The 24,116-nt window shown below is 48.8% G+C and carries 23 protein-coding genes and 1 other RNA gene; 11 read left to right on the top strand and 13 right to left on the bottom strand.

The genetic code is table 11. The annotated features are described in order from the left end of the window. Positions 1-8: 8 nt before the first annotated feature. The 4 genes from A3CY_RS0102210 (at position 9) to A3CY_RS0102195 (ending at position 3,362) form a co-directional block, all read left to right on the top strand. Positions 9-776: a thiazole synthase gene (locus A3CY_RS0102210; RefSeq protein ID WP_018336259.1), complete on the top strand. Its 768-nt coding sequence runs from the start codon at positions 9-11 to the stop codon at positions 774-776. A gap of 24 nt (positions 777-800) precedes the next feature. Continuing rightward, complete coding sequence (gene thiH / locus A3CY_RS0102205; RefSeq protein ID WP_018336258.1) at positions 801-1,907, top strand: 2-iminoacetate synthase ThiH; 1,107 nt, start codon at positions 801-803, stop codon at positions 1,905-1,907. A gap of 91 nt (positions 1,908-1,998) precedes the next feature. Beyond that, positions 1,999-2,607: a recombinase family protein gene (locus A3CY_RS0102200; RefSeq protein ID WP_018336257.1), complete on the top strand. Its 609-nt coding sequence runs from the start codon at positions 1,999-2,001 to the stop codon at positions 2,605-2,607. A gap of 38 nt (positions 2,608-2,645) precedes the next feature. After that, on the top strand, positions 2,646-3,362 hold the full coding sequence (locus tag A3CY_RS0102195) for a HesA/MoeB/ThiF family protein (RefSeq protein ID WP_018336256.1): 717 nt from the start codon (positions 2,646-2,648) through the stop codon (positions 3,360-3,362). Between the two features lie 224 nt (positions 3,363-3,586). Here A3CY_RS0102195 and A3CY_RS0102190 read toward each other — a convergent pair whose 3' ends face one another. The 5 genes from A3CY_RS0102190 to A3CY_RS0102170 all read right to left on the bottom strand — a co-directional run bounded on the left by A3CY_RS0102190 (position 3,587) and on the right by A3CY_RS0102170 (position 7,871). After that, positions 3,587-4,879: a glucose-6-phosphate isomerase gene (locus tag A3CY_RS0102190; protein WP_018336255.1), complete on the bottom strand. Its 1,293-nt coding sequence runs from the start codon at positions 4,877-4,879 to the stop codon at positions 3,587-3,589. 15 nt (positions 4,880-4,894) lie between these two features. Next, entirely contained in the window at positions 4,895-5,482 is a 588-nt protein-coding gene (locus tag A3CY_RS0102185; RefSeq protein ID WP_026207214.1) for a bifunctional nuclease family protein, read from the bottom strand. A gap of 60 nt (positions 5,483-5,542) precedes the next feature. Beyond that, positions 5,543-6,751 carry an L-serine ammonia-lyase, iron-sulfur-dependent, subunit alpha gene (locus tag A3CY_RS0102180; RefSeq protein WP_026207213.1) on the bottom strand — a complete coding sequence of 403 codons (1,209 nt, stop codon included), beginning with the start codon at positions 6,749-6,751 and terminating at the stop codon, positions 5,543-5,545. A gap of 121 nt (positions 6,752-6,872) precedes the next feature. Then, positions 6,873-7,220, bottom strand: an RNA gene (rnpB, locus tag A3CY_RS21975) — RNase P RNA component class A. 60 nt (positions 7,221-7,280) lie between these two features. After that, positions 7,281-7,871, bottom strand: a complete 591-nt coding sequence (locus A3CY_RS0102170) for a YqgE/AlgH family protein (RefSeq protein ID WP_018336251.1) — start codon at positions 7,869-7,871, stop codon at positions 7,281-7,283. A 72-nt stretch (positions 7,872-7,943) separates the two neighbouring features. On the opposite strand from A3CY_RS0102170, the gene A3CY_RS0102165 reads away from it, so the two are divergent. From A3CY_RS0102165 to A3CY_RS0102155, 3 genes are all read left to right on the top strand, one after another. Beyond that, positions 7,944-8,519, top strand: a complete 576-nt coding sequence (locus A3CY_RS0102165; protein WP_018336250.1) for a DUF4294 domain-containing protein — start codon at positions 7,944-7,946, stop codon at positions 8,517-8,519. 52 nt (positions 8,520-8,571) lie between these two features. Beyond that, a complete protein-coding gene (holA, locus tag A3CY_RS0102160; RefSeq protein WP_018336249.1) occupies positions 8,572-9,582 on the top strand; it encodes a DNA polymerase III subunit delta in 1,011 nt (336 codons plus the stop codon). Between the two features lie 82 nt (positions 9,583-9,664). Then, the gene (locus tag A3CY_RS0102155) at positions 9,665-10,156 is read left to right on the top strand and encodes a D-glycero-alpha-D-manno-heptose-1,7-bisphosphate 7-phosphatase (protein WP_018336248.1); all 492 of its coding nucleotides are present in this window, start codon (positions 9,665-9,667) and stop codon (positions 10,154-10,156) included. 2 nt (positions 10,157-10,158) lie between these two features. Here the strand turns inward: A3CY_RS0102155 and A3CY_RS0102150 are convergent, their stop codons facing one another. From A3CY_RS0102150 to A3CY_RS0102135, 4 genes are all read right to left on the bottom strand, one after another. After that, positions 10,159-11,379, bottom strand: coding sequence for an alanine dehydrogenase (locus A3CY_RS0102150; RefSeq protein ID WP_018336247.1), 1,221 nt, complete (start codon positions 11,377-11,379; stop codon positions 10,159-10,161). Positions 11,380-11,404: 25 nt separating this feature from the next. Then, on the bottom strand, positions 11,405-11,818 hold the full coding sequence (gene tsaE, locus A3CY_RS0102145; protein ID WP_018336246.1) for a tRNA (adenosine(37)-N6)-threonylcarbamoyltransferase complex ATPase subunit type 1 TsaE: 414 nt from the start codon (positions 11,816-11,818) through the stop codon (positions 11,405-11,407). Positions 11,819-11,914: 96 nt separating this feature from the next. After that, positions 11,915-13,369 (bottom strand): flotillin family protein, encoded by a 1,455-nt coding sequence (locus A3CY_RS0102140; RefSeq protein ID WP_205619908.1) that lies wholly within the window; start codon positions 13,367-13,369, stop codon positions 11,915-11,917. Positions 13,370-13,402: 33 nt separating this feature from the next. Then, the gene (locus tag A3CY_RS0102135) at positions 13,403-13,978 is read right to left on the bottom strand and encodes an NfeD family protein (RefSeq protein WP_018336244.1); all 576 of its coding nucleotides are present in this window, start codon (positions 13,976-13,978) and stop codon (positions 13,403-13,405) included. A gap of 279 nt (positions 13,979-14,257) precedes the next feature. Here A3CY_RS0102135 and A3CY_RS0102130 point away from each other — a divergent pair, with 279 nt between their 5' ends. Together A3CY_RS0102130 and A3CY_RS20030 are read left to right on the top strand one after the other, a co-directional pair. After that, positions 14,258-14,626 carry a BlaI/MecI/CopY family transcriptional regulator gene (locus A3CY_RS0102130; RefSeq protein WP_018336243.1) on the top strand — a complete coding sequence of 123 codons (369 nt, stop codon included), beginning with the start codon at positions 14,258-14,260 and terminating at the stop codon, positions 14,624-14,626. A gap of 3 nt (positions 14,627-14,629) precedes the next feature. Then, positions 14,630-16,486 carry a M56 family metallopeptidase gene (locus tag A3CY_RS20030; RefSeq protein ID WP_018336242.1) on the top strand — a complete coding sequence of 619 codons (1,857 nt, stop codon included), beginning with the start codon at positions 14,630-14,632 and terminating at the stop codon, positions 16,484-16,486. 125 nt (positions 16,487-16,611) lie between these two features. Here the strand turns inward: A3CY_RS20030 and A3CY_RS0102120 are convergent, their stop codons facing one another. Then, a complete protein-coding gene (locus A3CY_RS0102120) occupies positions 16,612-17,868 on the bottom strand; it encodes a DNA cytosine methyltransferase (protein ID WP_018336241.1) in 1,257 nt (418 codons plus the stop codon). Positions 17,869-18,051: 183 nt separating this feature from the next. Between A3CY_RS0102120 and A3CY_RS0102115 the strand changes: the two genes are divergently transcribed. Then, entirely contained in the window at positions 18,052-18,624 is a 573-nt protein-coding gene (locus A3CY_RS0102115; RefSeq protein ID WP_018336240.1) for a hypothetical protein, read from the top strand. Next, positions 18,624-19,757, top strand: a complete 1,134-nt coding sequence (locus A3CY_RS0102110) for a serine/threonine-protein kinase (RefSeq protein WP_018336239.1) — start codon at positions 18,624-18,626, stop codon at positions 19,755-19,757. The genes A3CY_RS0102115 and A3CY_RS0102110 overlap by 1 nt, the downstream gene beginning before the upstream one ends. 4 nt (positions 19,758-19,761) lie before the next feature. On the opposite strand, the gene A3CY_RS0102105 is transcribed toward A3CY_RS0102110, so the two are convergent. The 3 genes from A3CY_RS0102105 to A3CY_RS21790 are packed head-to-tail and all read right to left on the bottom strand — an operon-like array spanning position 19,762 to position 24,098. Then, positions 19,762-21,381, bottom strand: coding sequence for a leucine-rich repeat protein (locus tag A3CY_RS0102105; RefSeq protein WP_018336238.1), 1,620 nt, complete (start codon positions 21,379-21,381; stop codon positions 19,762-19,764). Between the two features lie 3 nt (positions 21,382-21,384). Next, positions 21,385-22,338 (bottom strand): hypothetical protein, encoded by a 954-nt coding sequence (locus A3CY_RS21795; RefSeq protein ID WP_018336237.1) that lies wholly within the window; start codon positions 22,336-22,338, stop codon positions 21,385-21,387. Next, positions 22,338-24,098, bottom strand: coding sequence for a WG repeat-containing protein (locus tag A3CY_RS21790; RefSeq protein WP_018336236.1), 1,761 nt, complete (start codon positions 24,096-24,098; stop codon positions 22,338-22,340). Before A3CY_RS21790 ends, A3CY_RS21795 begins: the two co-directional genes overlap by 1 nt. Positions 24,099-24,116 lie beyond the last annotated feature (18 nt).

The raw sequence follows: 24,116 nt of genomic DNA, 5'->3' as shown, positions 1-24,116 counted from the left end.
ATAGGATCATGGAACCATTAAAGATCGCAGACAAAGTATTCACATCGCGTTTGTTTACCGGAACCGGTAAATTCGCATCGAATCAACTCATGGAAGATGCTATTCTTGCATCCGAATCACAACTCGTGACGGTTGCCTTGAAACGGGTAGACCTCGAGAGCAAGGAAGACGACATACTCGCCCACCTCAAAGCCCCTCATATCACCTTGTTGCCCAACACCTCCGGCGTGCGCACCGCCAAAGAAGCCGTGTTCGTGGCACAGCTGGCAAGGGAGGCTCTCGGCACCAACTGGCTGAAACTGGAAATCCATCCCGACCCGAAATACCTTCTCCCCGACCCGATCGAAACCCTGCGGGCTACCGAAGAACTGGCTAAACTCGGATTTGTCGTGCTTCCTTACATCCAAGCCGACCCAGTGTTGTGCAAACATCTGGAAGATGCCGGTGCGGCAACGGTAATGCCATTGGGCGCCCCTATCGGCACGAACAAAGGGCTGGTGACCCGCGACCTGCTGGAAATCATCATCGAGCAAAGCCGCGTGCCCGTGATCGTGGATGCCGGCATCGGAGCCCCCTCACACGCTGCCGCCGCCCTCGAGATGGGAGCCGCAGCCGTACTGGTGAACACCGCTATCGCCGTGTCGCCCAACCCCGTGGAGATGGGACGTGCTTTCAAACTGGCGGTAGAAGCCGGACGCATGGCATTCGAGGCAAAGTTAGCCAAACAATACCGCCACGCGCAAGCCAGTTCGCCTCTAACAGCATTTTTGGACTAAAAATAGTTTATAAACTCAACGACAATGACATTTTACGATATAATTCAAACCTACGACTGGGACGATGTCAAACAAAGCATCATGGACAAGTCGAAAAATGATGCAATCGATGCGATCAACAACCCGCGCCGCACGGTGGACGATTTTATGGCACTCATAGCCCCCGCCGCCACCCCCTTGCTGGAAGATATAGCTATCGAGGCGAACCGCCTGACCCTCGAGCGGTTCGGGAACACGATACAACTGTACATTCCCCTCTACGTATCCAACTACTGCACCAACTTCTGCGTGTATTGCGGATTCAACCACGACAATGACATCCACCGCAAGATGCTCACCCTTGACGAGGTGAAGGCGGAAACACGGGTGATCTCCGACTGGGGCTTCAAACACTTGTTGCTCGTGTCGGGCGAGGCTCCCGCCGTCACCACCGTGGACTACTACGAGCAGGTGATCCGTGCCGTACGCAACAACTTCTCGCAAATCGCCATCGAGGTACAACCTCTCGACACGGCGGACTACGCCCGTCTTCACGAGGCGGGGCTCAGTTTCGTCTGCGTCTACCAGGAAACGTACAACGAGAAACAATATCCCCTCTACCACCCGAAAGGCAGAAAAGCCAACTACCGCTACCGGCTGGAAACCCCCGACCGGGCTTGCTCGGCAGGCGTACAGAAAATGGGTATCGGGGCATTGCTCGGGCTGGAAGACTGGCGCACGGACGCATTCTTCACCGCCCTGCACTTGAAATACCTCGAGAAAAACTACTGGCAGTCCAAGTTCTCCATTTCCCTTCCCCGCCTGCGTCCCCACGCCGGGGCGTTCATGCCGAAAGACCCCATCAACGACCGGCAGATGGTGCAGCTCATCTGCGCCTACCGCCTGCTCGACCAGCAAGCTGAAATCTCCATATCCACGCGGGAAAGCCGGGAGTTCCGCGACCACGTGATGCACCTCGGCGCCACCTCCATGAGTGCCGGGTCGAGCACCGAGCCGGGCGGCTACGTCGTGCCCCACAAGGAACTGGAGCAATTCGCCATAAACGACAACCGAACCCCGCAAGAGATGGTGGAAGCCATCAAGGCGCAAGGCTACGAGCCAGTGTGGAAAGACTGGGATACATGGATGTGATTTCATAACTAATTTTAACAACCTTAATATCACGATTATTCTCCTCCTTTTGTTACGTTTGTCTTTTTAATTCTCAAAAACTAAATGAATTATGGTAGTCGCGTATTTACGAGTCAGCACAAACAAACAACACCTGGAAAACCAGGAGGAGGAGATTAAGAAATTTGCAGCCAACCGGGGGCTCGATATTGACAAATGGTACCACGACGTTGTCAGTGGCAAAGTTTGCAGTAACGACCGGAAACTCGGCGATCTTCTCGAATCTTTGCAGGAGGGCGATTGTCTTATTGTCACGGAAGTATCGCGGTTGAGCAGAACCCTGATCGACATCATGAACATCATCAACACCTGCATCCAGCGTAAAATCGTTCTTCACAGCACCAAGGAGGGGTACACCTTCGAGAACAACCTGAACAGCAAAATCCTCGGGTTCGCTTTCGGGCTGGTGGCGGAGATCGAACGTAACCTGATCTCCATCCGCACGCGGGAAGCCCTCGCAGTCAGGAAGGCGGAAGGCAAGAAACTGGGACGCCCCCACGGGAGTTGCCCGCAGCTGAACGTGCTGATACAAAACAAGGAAAAGATCATCGAGCTTATGGACAACTGCGTGCCTTACAAGAAGATTGCCAAGAAATACAAGGTATCCATCTGTACCGTGAACCGCTTCGTGAAGCAACATATCAACGAGAGAGATAATTGAAAAGGACAAAAACAAATTTAGAATTAAAGCGATAGAATATGTCATTAACCTCTAGGGAAAAAGAACGTTACAACCGACATATAATCCTTCAAGAAATTGGAATTCAAGGACAAGAAAAAATTAAAGATTCGCGGGTACTGGTAGTCGGTGCCGGGGGACTGGGTTCTCCCGTGTTATATTACCTTACCGCCGCCGGCGTCGGGCACATTGGCATCATGGACGACGACGCTGTATCGGAATCAAACCTGCAACGGCAAATATTATACGACACCACGCACGTGGGGACAAGCAAAGCCATCGTTGCAGCCACCAGACTCAATCAATTAAATCCCTTTTGCGGGATTACACCATATTCCTTCCGGCTGACACCCGGGAACGCACTTGAAATCATCGCCACGTATGACATAGTGGTCGATGCAACCGACAACCTCCAAGCCCGCTACCTTATCAACGATACTTGCGCCGAACTAGGCAAACCGTTCGTCTACGGCAGCATCTGCGAGTTCGAGGGGCAACTATCCGTTTTCAACTATCACGGCGGTCCGTCCTACCGAGACCTTTTCCCGTACCACGACGGCGTGAAGGACTTCTCCCAGCCACTGGGCGTCGTCGGTGTTCTTCCCGGCGTCATCGGCTCCCTCCAAGCTAACGAAGTTATCAAAATCATCTTGGAAAAACCGGGCGTTCTCTCCGGCAAACTGCTCACCATTGACATTTTGAATAACACGTATTTGACTTTCACAATTGAAAAATGAATAGATTCAGAGATTTCCGATTTAGTGATTTAGCGATTAAGGAATCACTGAATCGGAAATCACGATGCACAACTAGACATACATTCCTGTAAACATTTGAATAATCATTACACAATCGTTGCCTAACCACAAGAACCTTGTATATACACATCATGATTTGTACTTGAGGTAGAGTATAGGTAGACCTAGTATGGCGAAAAGGTATACCACGTATTCTTCATCTTCTACAAATTGTTAGGTTTTCCCAGTAGCATGAACATATTGTTTTTGTAGGCTTCCACGCCCGGTTGGTCGAAGGCGTTCACACCGAGGATGCCGCCGGAAATGCCGCAAGCCAGCTCGTAGAAGTAGAATAACTGGCCGAGGTAGTATTCCGACAATTCGGGGATCACAACACGGATGTTGGGGACGCCGCCGTCCACGTGAGCCAGTTGGGTGCCGAGTTCCGCCATCTTGTTCACCTCGTCGAGGCGCTTGCCCGCCAAATAGTTTAACTTATCGAGGTCGTGCGCATCACTGGGCACGAGCAACTTGTATTTCGTTTTCTCGATGGAAAGCACGGTTTCGAACAGGTTGCGCCGTCCTTCCTGGATGTATTGCCCCATAGAGTGCAGGTCGGTCGTGAAATCCACGCTGGCGGGGAAAATGCCCTTGTGTTCCTTTCCCTCGCTCTCGCCGTACAACTGCTTCCACCACTCGGCAACGTAGTGCAGTTTCGGGTTGTAATTTACCGTGATCTCCGTCGTGTAGCCTTTCTCGTAAAGGGCGTTCCGCACTGCCGCGTAAGTGGCGGACAGCTCGGCGCCGTTACCCTTGCCGATCGTCCTCATGTCCGCGGCTCCCCTCAGCAGCGCCCGGATGTCGTAGCCTGCGATGGCGACAGGCAGCAAGCCCACGGGAGTAAGCACGGAATAGCGTCCCCCGATGTTGTCCGGGATAACAAACGTGCAGTAGCCTTCCCGGTCAGCCATGACACGCAAAGCCCCTTTCCGCTCGTCGGTGATCGCCACGATACGGCGGCGGGACACCTGCACGCCCTCCTGCGCGATCAGCTGCTCCTTCAAAAGGCGGAAAGCAACGGCGGGTTCTGTGGTGGTTCCCGACTTGGAAATCACGCATATACCGAACTTTTTGTCCTTTAAAAACTCCTGCAATTCATATAAATAATCCTCGCTAACGTTGTTGCCAGCAAAGACTACCCTTGTCCCGGAGAAGGCGTCGAAACTGCCGGACATCGCCTCGATGACGGCTTTTGCGCCGAGGTACGATCCCCCGATGCCGACGATAACCACCACGTCCGTTTCTTCCCTCAGAGACCCGGCACACGCCTCTATGCTATCGAGTTCCTCACCCGTGACCCGTGACGGGAGGTCTATCCACCCGAGAAAATCGCTTCCCTTACACGTTCCGTCCTCCAGCGCTTTCAACGCCCGTGACGCTTTCTCCTTTTGCGCGGAGATTTCTTTCTCTCCCGCAAATGGCAATACTTTCGAGTAGTCAAGTTTAATGCTATCCATTGTCTTTAATTTTTATTATTCGCTTTTTCTGGCATTCAGCATATCCCTGTAACGGGATGCGCTCTCGTAATCTTCATTCTTTACGGCTTCCGCCAGCAAACGTTTCAAGTCTTCCTCGGTTAATTCCGCTTCTTTCGCTTTCTCGATCTGTGCCTGCACCTTCTCCAAGTGTTCTTTTATGACCTCGGTGTCGGCGACGGGAATCGCCGTTTGCTCGATCACCTTTGCCGCAATATAGATGGGGCAATCGTAACGCAACGCCAGTGCGATAGCGTCCGAGGTGCGCGAATCTATCTTCAACAACTCCTCGCCGTGGCGGAAGCGCAACTCGGAATAAAAGATGCCCGCCTCCCAGTAATAAATGAAGACTTCCTCGAGGGTCGCCCCGAGGCGGTCGGTCAGACTCTTTATCAGATCGTGCGTGAGCGGACGCTGCGAATGCAAGTTTTCCAGTTGAATAGCAATAGACTGGGCTTCCGCTATCCCGATGATTATAGGAACACGAAATGCGTCATGTTCCTCGGCAAGAATCAACGCGTACGCTCCCGTGTGTGACATACTTTTATATGATAGTCCGAAAACTTTTAACCTAGCTCTATCCATAAACCTGTACTGTTTTAAATTTTATATCTACGGTTTTTAAACCCGCAGAGTTGCCCCGGGTCACTTCTTTATCGGTGCCCGGTATATACGCGCCAAACCGCCAAGACTGGTTTCCCGGTATTTTGCCTGCATATCGCATCCCGTCTGCATCATGGTTTCAACCACGTCGTCGAAGGACACTTTATGCCGCCCGTCCGAGAAAAGGGAATAGATGGCGCACTCCCTCGCTTTCTGCGAAATGAAGGCATTGCGCTCGATGCACGGGATTTGCACGTAACCGCCCACGGGGTCGCATGTCAATCCCAAGTTGTGTTCGAAGCCCATCTCCGCGGCATACTCGATCTGCATCGGCGAGCCGCCGAGTATCTGCGCCGCCGCACCTGCCGCCATAGCGCAAGCCGTACCCAGCTCGCCCTGGCAACCAACTTCCGCACCGGAAATAGAACCATTGGTCTTCACTATGTTGCCGATCAGCCCGGCAGTAGCCAATCCCTTGATGATGCGTTTGTCGCTGATATTTTGGTCGTGTTTCAAGAAAAACAACACGGACGGAACAACGCCTGCCGATCCGCAAGTGGGAGCCGTGACGATCTTTCCTCCCCCGGCGTTTTCCTCCGCCACCGCCAGCGCCGCAGCGAACACCATCCCCATGTGGCGCAACGTTCCGGCTGACTGCTGTGCCCGCACGTGGTAGGAACAAGCCTTACGCGCCAAGCGCAGGTTGCCGGGCAATACACCCTCGTTCTCCAAGCCGTTGTGGATGCTGTCTACCATCACTTGCCATACTTCTTCCAGATAGTCGAATATACCGGGTCCCTCGTGCAATTCCACGTACTCGACAAAGGAGCGCCCCTCGGCTTTGCACCAGTTCAATATGTCCGTCATCTTGGTATCCGGGTAAATATCATCCGACTTGAAAGTCCCCAGTTCGTCCCACAAGGCACCGCCTCCCACGCTGTACACTTCCCAACGGTCGGCAACCACGTCGCCGTTCAACGCCTCGAAAAGCATCCCGTTCGGGTGGTGAGGCAACGATTTCTCGGACTCCCACACGATCTCGGTGTCCTCGGGACGATCCATCATTTTCAATATCGCCTCGTCCGTGCCGTGTCCCCTGCCCGTGAGCGCCAAACTTCCGAATAAAGTCACCCGATAGTGTTCTGCTTCCGGGTTTCTCTCCTTGAAAAAAAGCGCCGCACGTCCCGGTCCCATCGTGTGACTGGACGAAGGTCCGTAACCTATTCTAAATATTTCTCTGATTGATTTCACGTTTGCTAATTTTAAATCTTACTAATTTTAGATTGAATTAATTCTGTGATTTAGTGATTTCCGATTCTGTGATTCCTAAATCATTAAATTGGAAATCTCTGAATCTATTCATTTTCAATAAAAAAAAGGCAGTTCTATAAGCCGGGTTCTGTACCTTTCGGTTTCTATCATTTATCTACTCCGTGAATCACTTCACGGCTCTAGCGACCTACCCCCTGTCATCGGTCGGGCTAACCTTAATTGCCAGTATACATGGTCTTGCAACTCGTGAGGCGTACGGCTACCCCGGTTGCCCGGGATACCGGTGGGCTCTTACCCCGCCTTTTCACCCTTGTTCCGCAAACGGAACGGTTATTTTCTGTTACACTACTATATCCTTTCGAATACCTTCCCGTTAGGAAGCACGATGCCCTGCGTTGCCCGGACTTTCCTCTCTCCCTCTCGGGACAGCGATAGAACGAACTGCCTTTTTATATTTATGATAAATCTAACCATCAAACCTTTTTCATTTTCAATTCTCCATTTTCAATTAATTGAGAATCGGGTCTTCCGGGAAGTTTGCCCATAGTTTGTGCTTTCCTCCCAGAGAGCTCATGGCTTGTTCCCACAGCCCCTCGTTGGGCACGGTAAACAATATATCGGCGGGAATTGTCCCCACCATCCAAGAGTTTTCCTTCAATTCCCCATCCAACTGTTTCTCCGTCCAGCCGCTATACCCGGCAAAGAAACGAATCTCGTCCTGCAATATCTTTCCAGCTTGCAGCATCCCCGTTAAAGCCCGGAAATCTCCGCCCCAGTATATCTCTTCCGCTATCCGTACCGAATCGGGGACATCGCCCTTGCGATGAATATAGTACAACTGGTTCGGTTCCACGGGACCCCCGATATACACCGGGAAATACACTCCCTCCAATTCCTTCACCAGCTCGGAAGCCGTGTAAGGCAGAGGCTTATTGAGCACAAATCCCACGCTTCCCGCGTCATCGTGCTCCACCATGTAGACCACGGAACGGTTAAAATACTTCCCTTCCAAAAAAGGTTCCGCGATCAATACCTTTCCCACTTCAACACGATCATCGTTATGACGTATCTGAAACAGATCCTGAAATTCCTTTTCCACTAGCTTTCGTTTTTACAATTCAAATATATCACTAAATTTGTATCAATAAAGCGTTAATGCAAAGATATTAAAATGTACAAAATAATCATCGTAATCTTCCTATCTTTATTTATTAACAGCTTTGCAGAGGCGCAAAGTGTCCTCCCTTCCGTCATCATCCGAGGGGACACGCTGCCGCACGTCACTCTGAATGAGGTAAATGTGTACGCCAAAAGGATCAGTAACAGGAAATTCTCCCGCCAACAAAAACGCAATCACAGGTTGATTTATAACGTCCGCAAGGCATATCCCTACGCTAAAATAGCCGCCGCAAAGATCAACGAGATAGAAGCACGGCTGGCAAACATACACACGAAACGGGAACGGGAGCGAATTATCAAAGAGGAATACAAGCAACTGATGAAAACATTCAAGAAACCCTTGATGAGCCTTACCGTCACGCAAGGCAAAATTCTCGTGCGCCTCATTTACCGGGAAACCCACAATTCGTCGTTCCACCATATCAAGGAATACAAAGGCGGCGTGAACGCTTATTTTTGGCAATCGCTCGCCCTCCTTTTCGGCAATAACCTCAAGGCAGACTACGAACCGGAAGGCAGGGACAAGGATATCGAAGAGGTCGTGAGGCAGATAGAGAAGGGGTTGTAAAGTTCATCAATTTTCAATTCTCAATTTTCAATTATTTCGTATCTTTGCCTTTATGAAATACGAAGATATTATTGCAGATTTAAAGAAGGGGAAATACCTCCCTATTTACTTTTTATCCGGCGAGGAACCTTATTTCCTGGATGAAATAACGAACAGGATAGAGAAGAATGCGCTCACGGAGGACGAGAAGGCGTTCAACCAGACGATATTGTACGGGAACGATGTCACCATGACCACCGTAACCGACACCGCCCGGCGTTTCCCGATGATGGCGCAAAGGCAGGTGGTTATCGTCAAGGAAGCCCAAAACATCCGGGATTTCGAGAACCTGCTCCCCTATGTCGACCACTTCCAGCCGACCACCGTCCTCGTGTTTCTGTACAAAAATAAGAAGCCGGACAAGCGCAAAGGTGTCTTCAAAAAACTGGGCAGCTCACCCAATTGCGTTTATTTCGAGTCGGCAAAACTCTACGATAACAAGGTTCCCGACTGGATCATGTCGTACTGCAAGGACAAAAAATACATGATCTCGCAAAAAGCCGCAGGCATCCTAGCTGACAGCCTCGGCAACGACCTCAGCAAGGTGGCAAACGAGCTGGACAAACTCATGTTGCTGTTGCCGGGTGGCGGTGAAATCAAAGAGAACCTCGTCGAGGAACACACGGGCATCAGCAAGGAATTCAACACGTTCGAGCTTACCGCCGCCATCGTAGCTATGGATCACCTGAAAGCGAACCGCATCGTGAACTACTTCGAGGCAAACCCCAAGAACAACCCGCTCGTGCTAACGATCAGTATGTTGTTCCGCTATTTCCTGAACCTGCTCACGTACCACTATCAAAAGAAAAGTACTCCCAGCCCACAGGAAATGGCAAAGATACTAGGCATCAATCCCTATTTCATGAAGGATTACACGGAAGGAGCCAAAAGATACAACGCCATGAAATGCGCCAACATCATATCTTTCTTGAGAGAATACGACCTCAAATCCAAAGGTGTCGGCAACGCCAACATTTCCGACGGACAATTATTGAGAGAATTGATTTTTAAAATAATGCACTAAGACAATTGAAAATAGAAAATTGAAAGCGCAGACCCGTGCGGTTGGAATCTAAAATCTAACATTTAAAATCTAAAATTAAAACATGGTTCGAGCGATATTTTTTGACAGAGATGGCACGATAAATTCCGATGAAGGACACTATTATATATACAGGAAAGAAGATTTCGTGTTTAACCCCGGGGTAATCGACGGCATCCGCCGGCTGAACGAGGCGGGTTATTTGATTATCGTGGTGACAAATCAAGGCGGCGTGGCAAAGGGCGAGTACTCGCTCGAGGACGTCGAGGCACTGCACGCATACATGTGCGCGGAACTCGAAAAGCACGGGGCACGTATCGACAAGATATACTATTGTCCCCACCATGACAGCGTGGCTCCCTGCCCCTGCCGGAAACCTTCACCCTACATGATAGAGCAGGCCATCCGGGAATACGGTATAGACAAATCCGCATCCCTGCTTATCGGTGACGGAAGCCGGGACATCGAAGCCGCAGAAGCCGCCGGGATACGAGGCATTAAAATCAAGAAAAACAGTGATATAACCCCCGTAATCGACAGCATCTTGGGACAGTAGTACTAGAATGCAGCCAGCAACAGATCTATATCCCTGGAAACCAGCCCGTATTTGTCGGCAATGATCTTCTTGGTCAATACCCCGTTGTAGATATACACGCCATGCCGCAACCCGGCATCACTCTTGATAGCGGGATTGAAACCGCCATCACGGGCGATCTTCTCCAACAAGGCGATAAACAAGTTACTGTACGCGATAGACGCTGTGCGGGCAACCCGCGAAGGCACGTTCGGTACGCAATAATGGATCACGCCATTATATATATAGGTAGGATTCTCGTGCGTTGTGGGTCCCGAAGTCTCAATACACCCGCCGTGCTCGATAGACATATCCACGATCACCGCACCTTGTTTCATCAGTTTCACTTGCTCCTCGGAAACCGTGATATCCAGATCGTCATCGAAAAAGCGCAAAGCCCCGATTAACACGTCGGCGGATAAGAGAGCCCGCTCCAACACCGGTTTGTGGAACACGGACGTGTACACGCGCTGTCCGAGACAATGATTCAAGCGGCGCAGGCGTTCCAAAGAGTAATCGAACACTTTCACCTCCGCCCCCAAAGCCAGCGCCGTGCGGGCAGCATACTCGCCAAGCGTCCCCGCGCCGAGGATCACCACCTCGGCAGGCGTCACCCCGGTAATTCCTCCCAACAGAATGCCTTTCCCTTCCCGAGAATTGCTCAAGTACTCGCTGGCTATCATGATCGCCGAATTGCCGGAAATCTCGCTCATCATCTCTACCACGGGATAAGTCCCGTTGTCCCCTTTCAATATATCGAAACCGATAGCGGTTATTTTCTTCTGCATCATCTCCACGATAGCCTCCTTCCGCAACTCGAAAAGCTCTATCGGGGACAAGATCACCTGACGGTCGCGCATCACTTCCACGTCCTCCTGCATCACGGGTGTCGGCTTCAATATGACGTCAGACGTATACACTTCCTCACGGGTATCCACCATCTGTGCCCCGGCGTCCGCATAATCCCGGTCGTGGTAATGCGCCTGCTCGCCAGCACCCCGCTGTACAACGATCGTGTGCCCCATATCCATCAGCACACTCACCGCCTCGGGGGTCAGACAAATCCGGTTCTCCCGGCGTTCCGTTTCATTCGGCAAGCCGATCGTCAACCGTTTGTGACGGTATTCCCCGAAAACTTCTTTCTCTTGATACAGAAACCATTCCCTGTTGATTTGCGCACCCAACAATTTACCCGAATTATCCATGCGATCTCGATTTATAATTTACAATTTATTCTATCGTCAGTTCCCGCCGCCCGTCTTCCAACTCGGCAAAACGGCAAACCAGCGTGTTCTCCGGCAACAGCGACTCGATCATCTCAGGCCACTCGATGAAGCAACGGTTTCCACTATAAAAATACTCCTCGTACCCGAAGTCCATCGCTTCCTCCACGTTCTTCACCCGGTAGAAATCAAAATGGAACACGGAATCCCCCTGCGCGGTCAAGTACTCGTTCACGATCGCAAACGTGGGGGAAGTCACGTCGTCCTCTATCCCCAAGCACCCGGCGACAGCCTTCACGAAAGTGGTTTTCCCCACTCCCATCGGACCGTACAAAGCGTATATTGTGTCTTCCCCGGTCGATTCCAGGAACTCTCGTGCCACTCTCTTTAAATCATCTACGCCGTCAATTATCCAACGCATAATTCATCAATTTAAACGTATATTATCTTCGTGCTATACCTCTCCGTGAAGTATAGCACAAAGATAATATTAGTAAACGAAAAACGAAGTCAAAAGTTAGTTTTCACTCGCAACATCTTCCTGTGGCTTCTCTTCGACTTTCACGTTTTCCATCGGTTGCCCTTTCAAATAAGTAGGCAGATTAAGCCCCGCCATATTGAACAAGTCATTCAACGGGGGTACCGACTTCATCATTCCCGAGATGAAATTGGCGGTGGAAGTGTTGCCATTCCCGGCATTATTCCCGTCCCAAACCGTCACCTTGTCGATCTTGATGTTCTTGACCGCCTCGACTTGCGTCTTCACGAGTTCTGGCAACTTGTCGGTAATCAACATCATTACCGCCTTATCCGGGTCGCCGGCAGCAGCTTGCACGATCCGGGCATATCCCTCGGCTTGCTTGGTCAACACCTCGTACATACCCCGAGCCTCAGCGTCCATCTTCGCGAAGATAGCATCCGCCTCTCCTTTTGCCAATCTGCGTAAACGCTCGGCTTCTGCTTCGGCATTGATAATAGCCTTCTCCTTGTCGATCTGCGCGGGAACCACGATATTAGCCGCTTGGGTCGCTTTCTCCCGTTCGGCACGGGCAATTTCAGCCTCTTTCTCTGCCAGATAAGCCTCTTCCAAAGCCTTTGCCGCCTGCACTTTCTCTGCCGCAGTAGCCTTGCGGGAAGCCTCTGCCTCACGTTCCCGGCGGATTGCGTCGGAGTCCGCAATCAGGATCTTGGCGTTATTTTCTCCCTCCACGGCGCTAGCGTTAGCTTCCGACGTGCGGATACGGGTATCCCGCACCGTCTCAGCAATACGTATATCTTTGTCCCGGTCTGCCTCTGCCTTACCGATTTCACCGAATCTGTTCTGCTCTGCCACGCTCTTCTTGGCGTCATTGATAGCCTTCGCTGCAGCCTCTTTTCCGAGTGCCTCAATATATCCCGATTCGTCGCGAATATCCGTCACGTTCACATTAATCAGCTTCAGACCGATCTTACGCAACTCCGCTTCCACGTTGGCACTCACGTTAGCCAAGAATTTGTCCCGGTCGGAATTGATTTCCTCTATATCCATCGTCGCAATCACCAAACGCAACTGACCAAAAAGAATATCTTTCGCCAAATCCTGAATATTCTCCAACCGTTGTCCCAACAAACGCTCAGCAGCATTCGTCATACTGTCCGACTCGGTAGAAATACCCACAGTAAACCGACACGGCACATCCACGCGGATGTTCTGCTTACTCAACGCGTTGGTCAGGTTACACTCGATAGAAATAGGCGTCAAGTCCAGAAAAGCGTAACTTTGGAACACCGGCCATATAAACGCAGCACCTCCATGAATACAACGAGCTGAACTCACGCCTCCCGTGGCGTTTTTCCCTGTCTTACCATACACGACCAATATCTTGTCCGACGGACAACGTTTATAGCGGGACAAGATTGCCGCGAACGTCACGAACAAGACTGCGGCTATCGCCACAATCAAATACAAACTACCTTCCATAGTACTTTCCATATTTTAGCTGTTAAATAATTATATAGTTACCTATCAAAAACGCTCCACGAGCAACATACTGTCATTCACGACTTCTACGACCTGTATTGGGGCACCGGTTTCCAATTCTTCTCCCAAGGTGATCGCATCGAATTCACGGATTGCGCCTTGGATAGAAATCTGAACCTTCCCTTCTCCCCGCTTGTTTGCCGGGATTTTCAAGTAGACATTTCCCCGGCAGCCTACAGCATTCGCCATCTGTATCGTACCGCTCTGCTCCATACGGCTCATGAATCGGAAAATAGCCATCACGGCAATGACCAGCAATACCCCGATCACGGCAGCCACAAGGATCAGCATGAACTGGTTCTGAATCACTCCTTGAAACGAGATGATCGACCAACCGAACCCCAACAAGAAATTGATAAAATTACGGAACGTGAACAACTGGAAAGGACCGGCATCCCCGTCCCCCGGCATATCCGAACCCATATCCACATCCATGCCCCCGTCGGCATCCATACCCACGAAAGTCAGTATAGTCTGTATAATAAATACTAAACTGGCAAACAACGTGATACACCACACCGATTGCATAAATAAGCCTAAAGCATTCCACCATTCTTCCATGACATTAATTTTAAGTTACACTACATTCGTCAATTCACTTCCCACGCACGCACAACTATACAAATATAAATATTTTTACAGAACTTCCAACATGAAAAAAACAGAAAGTCAAAAGAATGGAAAACTTACTAATTTTAGACTTTAAATTTTAGATTTTAAATGTAGAAAGATCGCCAAACAACCTCGAAGTGCTATTATAAAATATTAACTAATTATTAACTACTAAAATTAGTTTTATAACTAAAAGTTTTAGTTACTTTGTAGCAAAAGATAAAAACTATGAAAGGGCTAACAACAAAAGAAGAAGAGATCATGGGATTTTTCTGGAAGGAAGGTCCTCAATTCGTGCGGCAATTGCTTGCTTACTATGATGAACCCAAACCGCATTTCAACACCCTCTCCACCATCGTGCGGGGTTTGGAAGAAAAAGGGTTTCTCGGACATGAGGCATTCGGGAACACCTATCGATACCATGCCGTCATCAGCGAAGAAGAATTCAGAAAAAGGACGTTGAAAAACGTGATTAACAAGTATTTCAACAACTCATACCTCAATGCCGTATCCTCTCTGGTGCAGGAAGAAGACATATCGCTAGAAGAACTGAAACAACTCATCGAGAAAGTAGAAAAAGCACACCAAAAACAATAGCTTATGGGCACTTTTTTCGTCTATATATTAAAAGCGTCTTTCTGTCTGACGGTCTTCTACCTATTTTACAGGTTGTTGCTCAGTAAAGAAACTTTTCACCGTTTCAACCGGATCGCTTTGTCCGGGATTCTCGTGCTGTCACTGCTTATCCCACTTTGTGAAATCACCGTTCACAACAATACCGAGATCCAACAAACCCTCGTGAACCTAGAGCAATTCATCCTGCAAGCGGATTACGTCATACAAGCTTCCCCCAGCATAGCAGAGTCATCGATCCCGGTGTGGATACTGGTTGCTCTACTGGTTTACTTTATCGGGATTCTCTTCTTTTTCGGACGCACCGTGTATTCTCTCGTTCAAATGCTTCGCCTCGTGGGAAGCGGACGAAAAGAAAAGTTGGAGAAAGGAATTACCCTCGTCATTCACGACAAAGAAATTGCCCCTTTCAGCTGGATGAAATATATCGTCATCTCGGAAAAAGACCTGACAGAAAACAGCAAGGAAATTCTGACCCACGAGATCGCCCATATCCGGAACCGCCATTCAATCGACCTGTTGGTCACCGATCTCTGCATCTGTTTCCAATGGTTCAACCCAGCCTCCTGGTTATTGAAACAGGAACTGCAAACCATCCATGAATACGAGGCAGACGAATCGGTCATCCGTCAAGGCGTCAACGCAAAACAATATCAATTATTATTAATAAAAAAAGCTGTCGGCACAAGGCTCTACTCTATGGCCAACAGCTTTAATCACAGTAAACTAAAAAAAAGAATCACTATGATGTTAAAAGAAAAATCCAGTCCGTGGGCTCGAGCGAAGTACTTGTATGTACTACCGCTGGCAGTGGTTACATTAACCACTTTCGCCCGTCCCAAAATCTCTAACGAATTAAACGAGATTTCAGCTATCAAAGTTAATGATTTTACTTCAATTCTAGAAACAAAGGCAGCAAATAATCTTGCCCCAGAACAGGACTCCCTGACAAGAAAAAATAGTTCTACAAAAACAGTTGTCTGCGGGGACTCGGCTTATTTCTACACCTATACTCTCGAGGATTCTCTTGTGTCTATCACGATCGCATCCGACACGTTCAGTCATAAAAAAGGGAATATTACCCCCAGACATACATTCGTGAAGGATACCATCATCAACGGAACGAAAAGCTCTGTGGTCATTACAACCTCTTCCGATAGCCCCTTATTCATTCTGAATGGCAAAGAAGTCAGCCAAGAAACAATTCAGAATCTCAAATCTGAAAACATCCAATCTATAACCGTTCTGAAAGACCAGGCAGCTATCTCTGCCTATGGAGCAAAAGGTGTACACGGGGTTGTTGTCGTTGAACCGGTAGAAAGCGTTACCGCTACTACTTCCGTCCAAATCGTTTCGGATACGATCATTATCCTCGAGGATGGCACGAAAGTAAAACTTTCCCAAAGAGAAGGACAACCCTCCGAAGTATTTGTAGTCCGTGACGGTATCAGCAGAAAGGTAGAATTACAAGGTGAAGCTTATTTTGAGGCTCGTGAAACACACGACCACCCTCATTTCACACTTAGAACGTCACAAGTCAACGTTATTGCAGACAGTCAACTTCGTGTAGGAGAAACTCATATACTCCCAGGGATAACCAGCTCTTCCGTGGTGAAAGCAATGGGTACCGTTCTGGATCAGGACGGGAACCCCATTGCGGGAGCCTCAGTTGCTACCCCGGGCGCAAAAACGAACACGGATAAAAACGGAAAATTTCTGTTAATCACCGGGAAGAACGACAAACTCACGATCACCTCCCCCGGAATGAAAAAAGTAAAACTCAAAACTTCCCCGACGATCACCGTCTATATGGAAAAAGAATAAAACAAATAAGCCGTGCTGAAGCACGGCTTATTTGTTATTTTAGATTGAAGCAGGAATACTCACTGGTCTCGGGAATCTTTCCAATCACTCAATCTAAAATCTAAAGTCGATCAGTTAATGAAATCCTAATTCCCAAAATAAAAATCCCACAAATTCTCGATACGTTTTCCGATATGATATGCCAACAAAGGAGGAACAGCATTCCCTATGATTTTATACGCCGAAGAGGGGGATAATTTATATCTACCCCTACCCCCGTCAGGAATCACGAACTCGTAATCCGGGGGAAAAGTTTGTATCAACGCACACTCGCGGGGAGTCAGGCGCCGCTCCTTCAGTCCCTGTTTTAACTCCTTTTTTTGGATACCCCCGTGCTCTTCCGAGAGGCGGCGATACTCGATATTCCCGTGATGCTCGGAACGGATAGTAGGAGCGACACCCGAAAGATCCACTTCAATCTGCCCTTGACAATGCCGCCCGAAGTATTTCGCACAAGAATAAAACCTTTGCGAGGGATCCTCGCTCTCTTTAGGTTCTTTCAACCCGGAAAGCACGTTGGCAAGAGTCTGTGGCACGATCAGGTTATCCCCCACCGCACGGTAGGCATGACTGGGTCGCGGGTAAGGGCTATATTCAACAGGGATTGCTTCCCTTGTCAATATCTCTCGGGCTTCCGCCATCAGTGCTGACTTCCGGATACCGATAAAGATCACCCGCTCGCGCGATTGCGGCACCCCGTAATCGGCGGCTTGCAGCACTCTCGGTTCCAACACGAGATAACCGTCCCCGTCAGCGTGCGAAAAATCCCGCTGTATAATCTCCTTCACGTTCGAGAGGTTTACCAACCCCTTCACGTTCTCGGCAATAAATAACTTGGGTTTCGTAATCTCAATGACTTCTTTCATCCACATATAAAGTTTCCCTCGGGTTTCTTCCGATGCGATCTCCCCATCTATGATTCTTCCCCTGTGATCCTTGTGGGAATTGAATCCTCCGCGTTTACCCGCCAAACTGAAATCCTGACAAGGAAAACCACCCGTAACGATGTCCACCCCTTCCGGGAAGACACATTCCCCCGCCCGGTGTCGCTTCACCAGATCGACCACACTATCCTGCCGGAATACCTCGGCGGGATAACCATACTTGGCAAAATGATGCGTCCACGCCGTCCGTGCCTCTTTCAATATATCATTGGCAAAAACAATCCGGTAACGGGTAGGTTGCAGCTTCACCCATCCGTTCCCCCCGGACTTTTCAATAAAGTCCGGATTCGTTTTCTCGTTGATACTGGCTTCATGAACCGCAAAACCACCTTCCAGCCCTAAATCCATTCCCCCACAACCTGAAAACAGCGATAATACCCGAATTGTTTTAGAAGTCATCTATTGTTATTTTTACTCGTTATCCGTCGACAAAATTAACAATAATCATCAGGTTATCGACACACCTTCGAAAATTTATACTTCACGCCCCCTTTCCCATATTTTATCCCTTCAAAAATTTTTCTATTTCACCACATTCTAGTAAATTTGTCATGAATTGTTATCAGCCTAAATATATATCGAATGAACGAATTGAAGCCGGAAATAATGGAATTATTAACGTTAGTCGGGAAAAAATATGCTCGCAATTTGCTTACAACAACCGATTTCGACGAATTCTCACTTCATTTGAAATCCGAACACGGTTATCTCATTTCCACGTCCACGTTAAAACGTCTGTGGGGATACGTCAACGATACCCATCAACCTCGTACTCAAACATTGGATGTATTATCCCAATATATCGGTTTCGCTTGTTTCAGTGATTTCTGTCATCATCTGAAAACCAGTACTATGTACAATTCATCCTTTTTTACCACCCGACAGATACAGGCTCAAAATTTAAACCCGGGAGACGAGATAGAGATCGGCTGGTCGCCCAATCGTTATTTACGTTTACGCTTTCACGGGGGAGCCCGTTTTCAAGTCATGGACTCGAAACAATCCAAACTCAAAAAAGGCGATTGCTTTGAAACAGCTTGTTTCCTCATGGGACAGCCTCTATTATTATCTTACATCTTAAGGGATAATAAAAAAACGGCTCCTTTCATCGCGGGACGTAACGGGGGACTCACTTTAATCAATCAACTGACATAATGAACGAGGAAACATTATCATCCGGCTTTTTCGGTGAAGACATAACCTTGGATATATATACAGACCTAAAAGAATTTTATACCCCCGCTAACGGGTTTAGCAGGTTGCATTTATGCCGCCGATACGGGAAACTGCATATTCTGAAGAGCCTACAACCTTTCTACTCGTCACAAGAGTTTTATAAACAACTGCTATTAAAAGAATTTAATATCGGTTATCAGTTAGACCATCCCAACATTCGCCATACGCTAGGATGGGAAAAGAATGACCTACTGGGAAATTACATCGTTCTGGAATACATTGACGGTATCCCGTTGACAACTTTTATGGAACAAGGAAAACTCACCCCGGTACTGGCATACAAGTTTATCACGGAAATATGTAATGCATTACAATACATTCACAGCAAGCAACAGATTCACAAAGACCTGAAACCGAACAACATTCTCATCACGTACAACGGAAACAACGTGAAACTCATTGACTTCGGGCTTGCAGATTGTGATGACTATGAAATATTAAAAATCCCGGCAGGAACAGAAAAATACCTTGCCCCGGAGCAATTGAATCCCGAAGCAACTCTCGACTGTCGAACAGACATTTACTCATTGGGCATCATTATTGAAGAAATGTCGAGTATCGTAAAAGATCGGAAACTTGCCTCCATCGCTCAGAAATGTACACGCCCGACCCCAAACGAGCGTTACAATAATACCGCGGAAATTATCGAAGACCTCAAGAAAAGATCTTTTAAAACACCATTCAAATACGTGGCATTTGCTATCGTGTTAATTGCGGTATCCCTTTTCTATCTACAATATTCTCCCGTGAATAATCCATCTGCCGGCAAAAACACGATAACACAAACGTACAGCAACTTCTCGACCAGCAACACTTACCACCATATCCTTTTGCAGGAAAAGAACCGCTTGTACCGAAAACTAACTCAATATTCGACAAATCGCCAGGAACTGACACGGGATAGCCTGCTACTCCATCAAGCTCTACAACAAGCCCTAAACACGGATTTTCCGGAAACAAGCCAAAGGAAAACCCCGGTATATAAAAAGCTACTCTCCCATCTACAACTCGATGTAGACCGGGAAATAAAAAGCATCCGCCAAAAGATTTAATCGCCTAAGGAACAATTTCCACGATACGTTTAAATTTCTTCCACGGTTCGGCATAACGGTAACTGTTTTTACTTCCGGAAGGCACGTAAAGCACGCACGTTTCAAAAAAGTCCGCATTCCCGAAAGCCTTGGAAGCACACGTGGGAGGAATATCAGCCAGCACCGTCAACTCCTCCAAAGCACACCCGTCAAAACAATAATCGGAAATATACATCGTTCCCCTTCCAAGAGTGACCGAACGTAACTCGACACAATTTTGAAAAGTAGCTCCCGAAACCGTTGCAAGCCCATCGGAAAGAACCGCTTTTTTCAATTTAGCCCCCCGAAATACCTGAAGTCCCAAGTTCGTCACCGAATGTGCCATATACAATGTATCCGCGGGTAGATTCTGCAAGGCTTGATCCGCGATCTTTTTCACCCCGGCAGGGATTTCCAACACAGACTGCACCTTACCTTCCGGGTACAACAACAGCGTTTCCCTCCCCTTGTCATACAAAATGCCATTCTCCGCCTCGAAGTAAGGGTTCATCACGGACACCCGAAACTCTTGCAACGATGTACAGCCTTCCGACGCGGCAAAACGTTGCACGTTATCGGGTATTGTCAACACCGTCAAGCCCGTACACCCCTTGAACACATCTTTCTCCACCACCTTTATCGTGTTCGGCAAAGCAATCTCCCGCAAATTCCGGCAATTCATAAACATCCCGTAACTCAACGTATCATTGGCAGTATAACGGGACGACGAATAGCTCATTCCCCCCTCCACGATCCGGGCATCCGTCAAATAAAGCTCGCTCAACATTCCCGGCGTATTTTCCCCTTCCACCCCCTGTCCCAACATATCCCGCAACAGGCGAAAATCGGAACCGTTCAACTTACCGCTAACCGAAATTTGAGACAATTGGTATTTCAGACCTTCACCAATTACCTCTGACAACGTACCCGGCTCCGAAATATATATAGCGTCATCCGTGGTAAACACCACCTCGTCCGTGTATATCTCCCCGACAGAATTGGCGGCGTAAGCACGCACCACATAGGAAGTCGCCAAATTCAAATCCGTCAGCCGCCCCCGAAAAACACCCTGTTCCCCGGGTTCGGCTAGCATAAACAACTCTTCCGTGGCATCCGCTCCCCGGTACTTGAATCCCAAAAACGTGAGCGCTTCCCCTCCGTTTTCAACCAAGGTACATACCACGGTTGCCGTCGTGGGACCTTTATTTATCAAAGCAATCTCTTTCAACACGGGTGCCGTATTCGGGTAAGTGCGGAAATAAGATACTTCAGAACACACGGTACTGCCTCCGTTAGATACTTCCAAATAATAACAGTACTCCGTTCCCGCTTTCAAATTCTCCAGAACAACTTCCGCCCCGATTTCCGTACGAGTTGCCGCAACCCGAGCAACCTCCTCCGGCGAAACCCCGTACACGAAATAACAGTCCCGCACCGTCCCGTCCCCGTTTAGCATGATTTCTCCGGATAAATGCGCCGTATTGCGGGTAATGCCTGTCGCCTCATGCAAAATCAACGTCGGTGGCAAAACCGTGGGTTTCGTCTCTTTTGAACAAGCCGTTCCCAAAATCACGCAACAGATAATATAAAAACAAAACTTACCCATACACTAGAAATTAATACCTATACCCAACAGCGGCTCCCAATACTCTCCCCGGATGGTCAACATCCCGACAGACAACACCATCCGGCGTACTTCCCAAAGTACTCCCAATTCCCCCGTGATCCCTTTCGCCGAATAATCCGTATTTCGCAATTTAACCCCTTCTAACGTTTCCCAGGCGACACGCTGTTCCCCGTACCCGATGCCCTCGTACAAGTGCCACAATCCCACTATCCGGTGAATCCCCCCTATCGTGACCGTACCCAAAGCCCGGGACACAGACTCCTTGTAATAAGGTGTCGGTTCTCCCGAAGCCAACTCCCCCCTTTTGTTACACTCCCCCGAGGTCGAAAGAAAACGGAAATTACTCTGCACGTGTATCCATATGCCATGCTGCCGCATCGCCCCGAACCTCACCCCGTTCGCCATCTTCCCCTCGTGCATGCCCGCCGTTGCCATCAGGAAATAAGCCGCTTGCCCACGACGCAATTTTCCCATGGGTATGGGACGCAGGGAATAATCTAAGGAGGTATTTTCCATTCCCCTGAACGGGAATCTCACCACCTTCGGGTAAGGCTTTTCCTGCACCTTCTCGGGAGGCGAAGCTATCACCAATTCATACGCCAACCGGGATTCCAACGGCGCGGAAAAACGATAATCCCTCAACACTCCCCACCGGGGATGTTTTACGGTCAGTTTTACCGTTCCGTGAGGCACATAAATCCATATTTCGCCGACTTCATTCCTACGGGCAACAATTCCCAGGGGAGTAGAAAAGACAAAGTCCGGATCACCCACGACCTTTATCAACGCACAAGCTTCGTCGTTCAAATCGCGTACCGGATCCACCCAAGCCGTAATATCATTCGGCAAACAACGGAAAGAGCGCACCTTGAACTCTTGGGCTTTGCTCGAAAGTCCCGTCAAACACAGTAGAAATATCAACAGTACCTTGTCCATCATTCCAAATTAAAACTCCCAATATTAAATATCTCCTGTTCGGGTAACGGGGTACGCTCATCCAACATACGAGGCTGCCACGTGCGCACGTGTATCTTGGGTGCCGTTCTGTCCCGGAAATCCCACAACAAAAATAAATAACCTTGGTCGGAATACATATCCGACCTATAATTTTGTTTCACCGACACCCCGTATATCCCGACTTTCGTGGGATGCCGTTTTATCGAGAAATCCGTGAAATTCACCTCAACACGTTGATTCGCTTGAAATATCTCTCGCAAGCGATTCAAATACTCCCGCTTCCTCTTCACGCTATAACGCACTTGCTCGGGAGATAAATAACGCACCTCTCCCACGGCAGCCCTCTTGACCACGGTCCCCACGACGATCAACGCTTCCTCGCTAAACAATTGTTCCAGAAAATCAATATCCTTCGTCAAGTAGGACATTCTGAAATGCTCCATATAATTCAATATCACCTGCCTGTTCGAGGCATCCTCTTCCTGCAAACCGCCGTCCATCACCTGTCTGGCTTCCCTGTAAAACGGGCTGTTTTTATCTATCGTTCGAACTTTAGGCTGAACAGGCTCTTCCAATCGCTCCGTCTTCATTTCTCGCTCCACGGGTTCAACGATAGAATCCTTCACCATCTCGTGCAACGTGAACACCTGCGGACACTCCCCGGCAGCCACCCGATCCCAAAGAACGGTTGAAAACTTATTCGGTCCCACCACCTGTCCCTGTTCATCCATGATATAATAAACGTGATCCCGGCAGGCAAAAGCGTATCCTTCAAAATCTGAAATCCAATCATACACGAACTCGCAAAGCGGTCGACCCTCGAAATCAAAAAGTCCCCACTTATCCCTTAACTTCAACGCCACCCGCCGTTCACCCACGATCTTTCCGTCATCATAATTCGCCGGGATCAAAACTTTCCCCTCCTTATTAATCAACCCGACACCCGTTTCCGTCCAGAACACGGCGGCGTCATACCGGAACGGCATCACCTCTTGTATCCGGGTTGGCAAGTATAGACAAACCTTTCCCCCACGGTCCAAAGCTCCGCAATAATTCTGTTCCAGATTCTTGAACAGCAAATAACCACAAGAAAAATGCTCGTATATCCGGCTGTTTTGTAACGTAATATAAAACCGAATCTCACCCCGCTTATCGATCACCTGGTAAGCCAATTGTCCTTCTTCCCCGGCTACACCGACAACGGCAAGTCCTTCCGAGAAATCTGCGGCATAATCGTACACGGGCTTGATGACCATCTCACCCCTCGTATCCACGTAACCATACTTCCCGTTACTCGTGTACACCAATGCTAATCCTTCCCTAAAATTATGCGCCAACAAGATTTTATGCCCCTCGTAATTATCCACCACCGCCACCTTCTCCCCATGCTTATCCACCAACAACAACGGCTCCCCCACCTCCTCCTGGGCGAACGTCACGTTCTCGAAAAAATAGCCGATAGCGGTAAACTTTTTGGGCGACATCAACTTCAACTCCCCTTCAAAACTATACAACTCGTACTTTCCCGAGTCATCCGGCACGCTCAACCTCCCGTTTACCACAGCCGACGGCTGATACTTGAAAGCGTTAATCATTTTTACCGTCCCGTCCGTCCCGAGAATACCCCATTCATCTCCCCGGGTAATCTTCAAGGGTAAACCATAAATTGCTATTCGCTTCTCGTCACAAGAAGCGAATAGCAACACGCACGTGAATAATATTATACCGATTCTCATCATAGACGGGACTTTACAACA

Source organism: Butyricimonas synergistica DSM 23225 (genome assembly GCF_000379665.1).
GTDB classification, from domain to species: domain Bacteria; phylum Bacteroidota; class Bacteroidia; order Bacteroidales; family Marinifilaceae; genus Butyricimonas; species Butyricimonas synergistica.
This window is presented reverse-complemented; position numbering and strand designations above follow the sequence as displayed.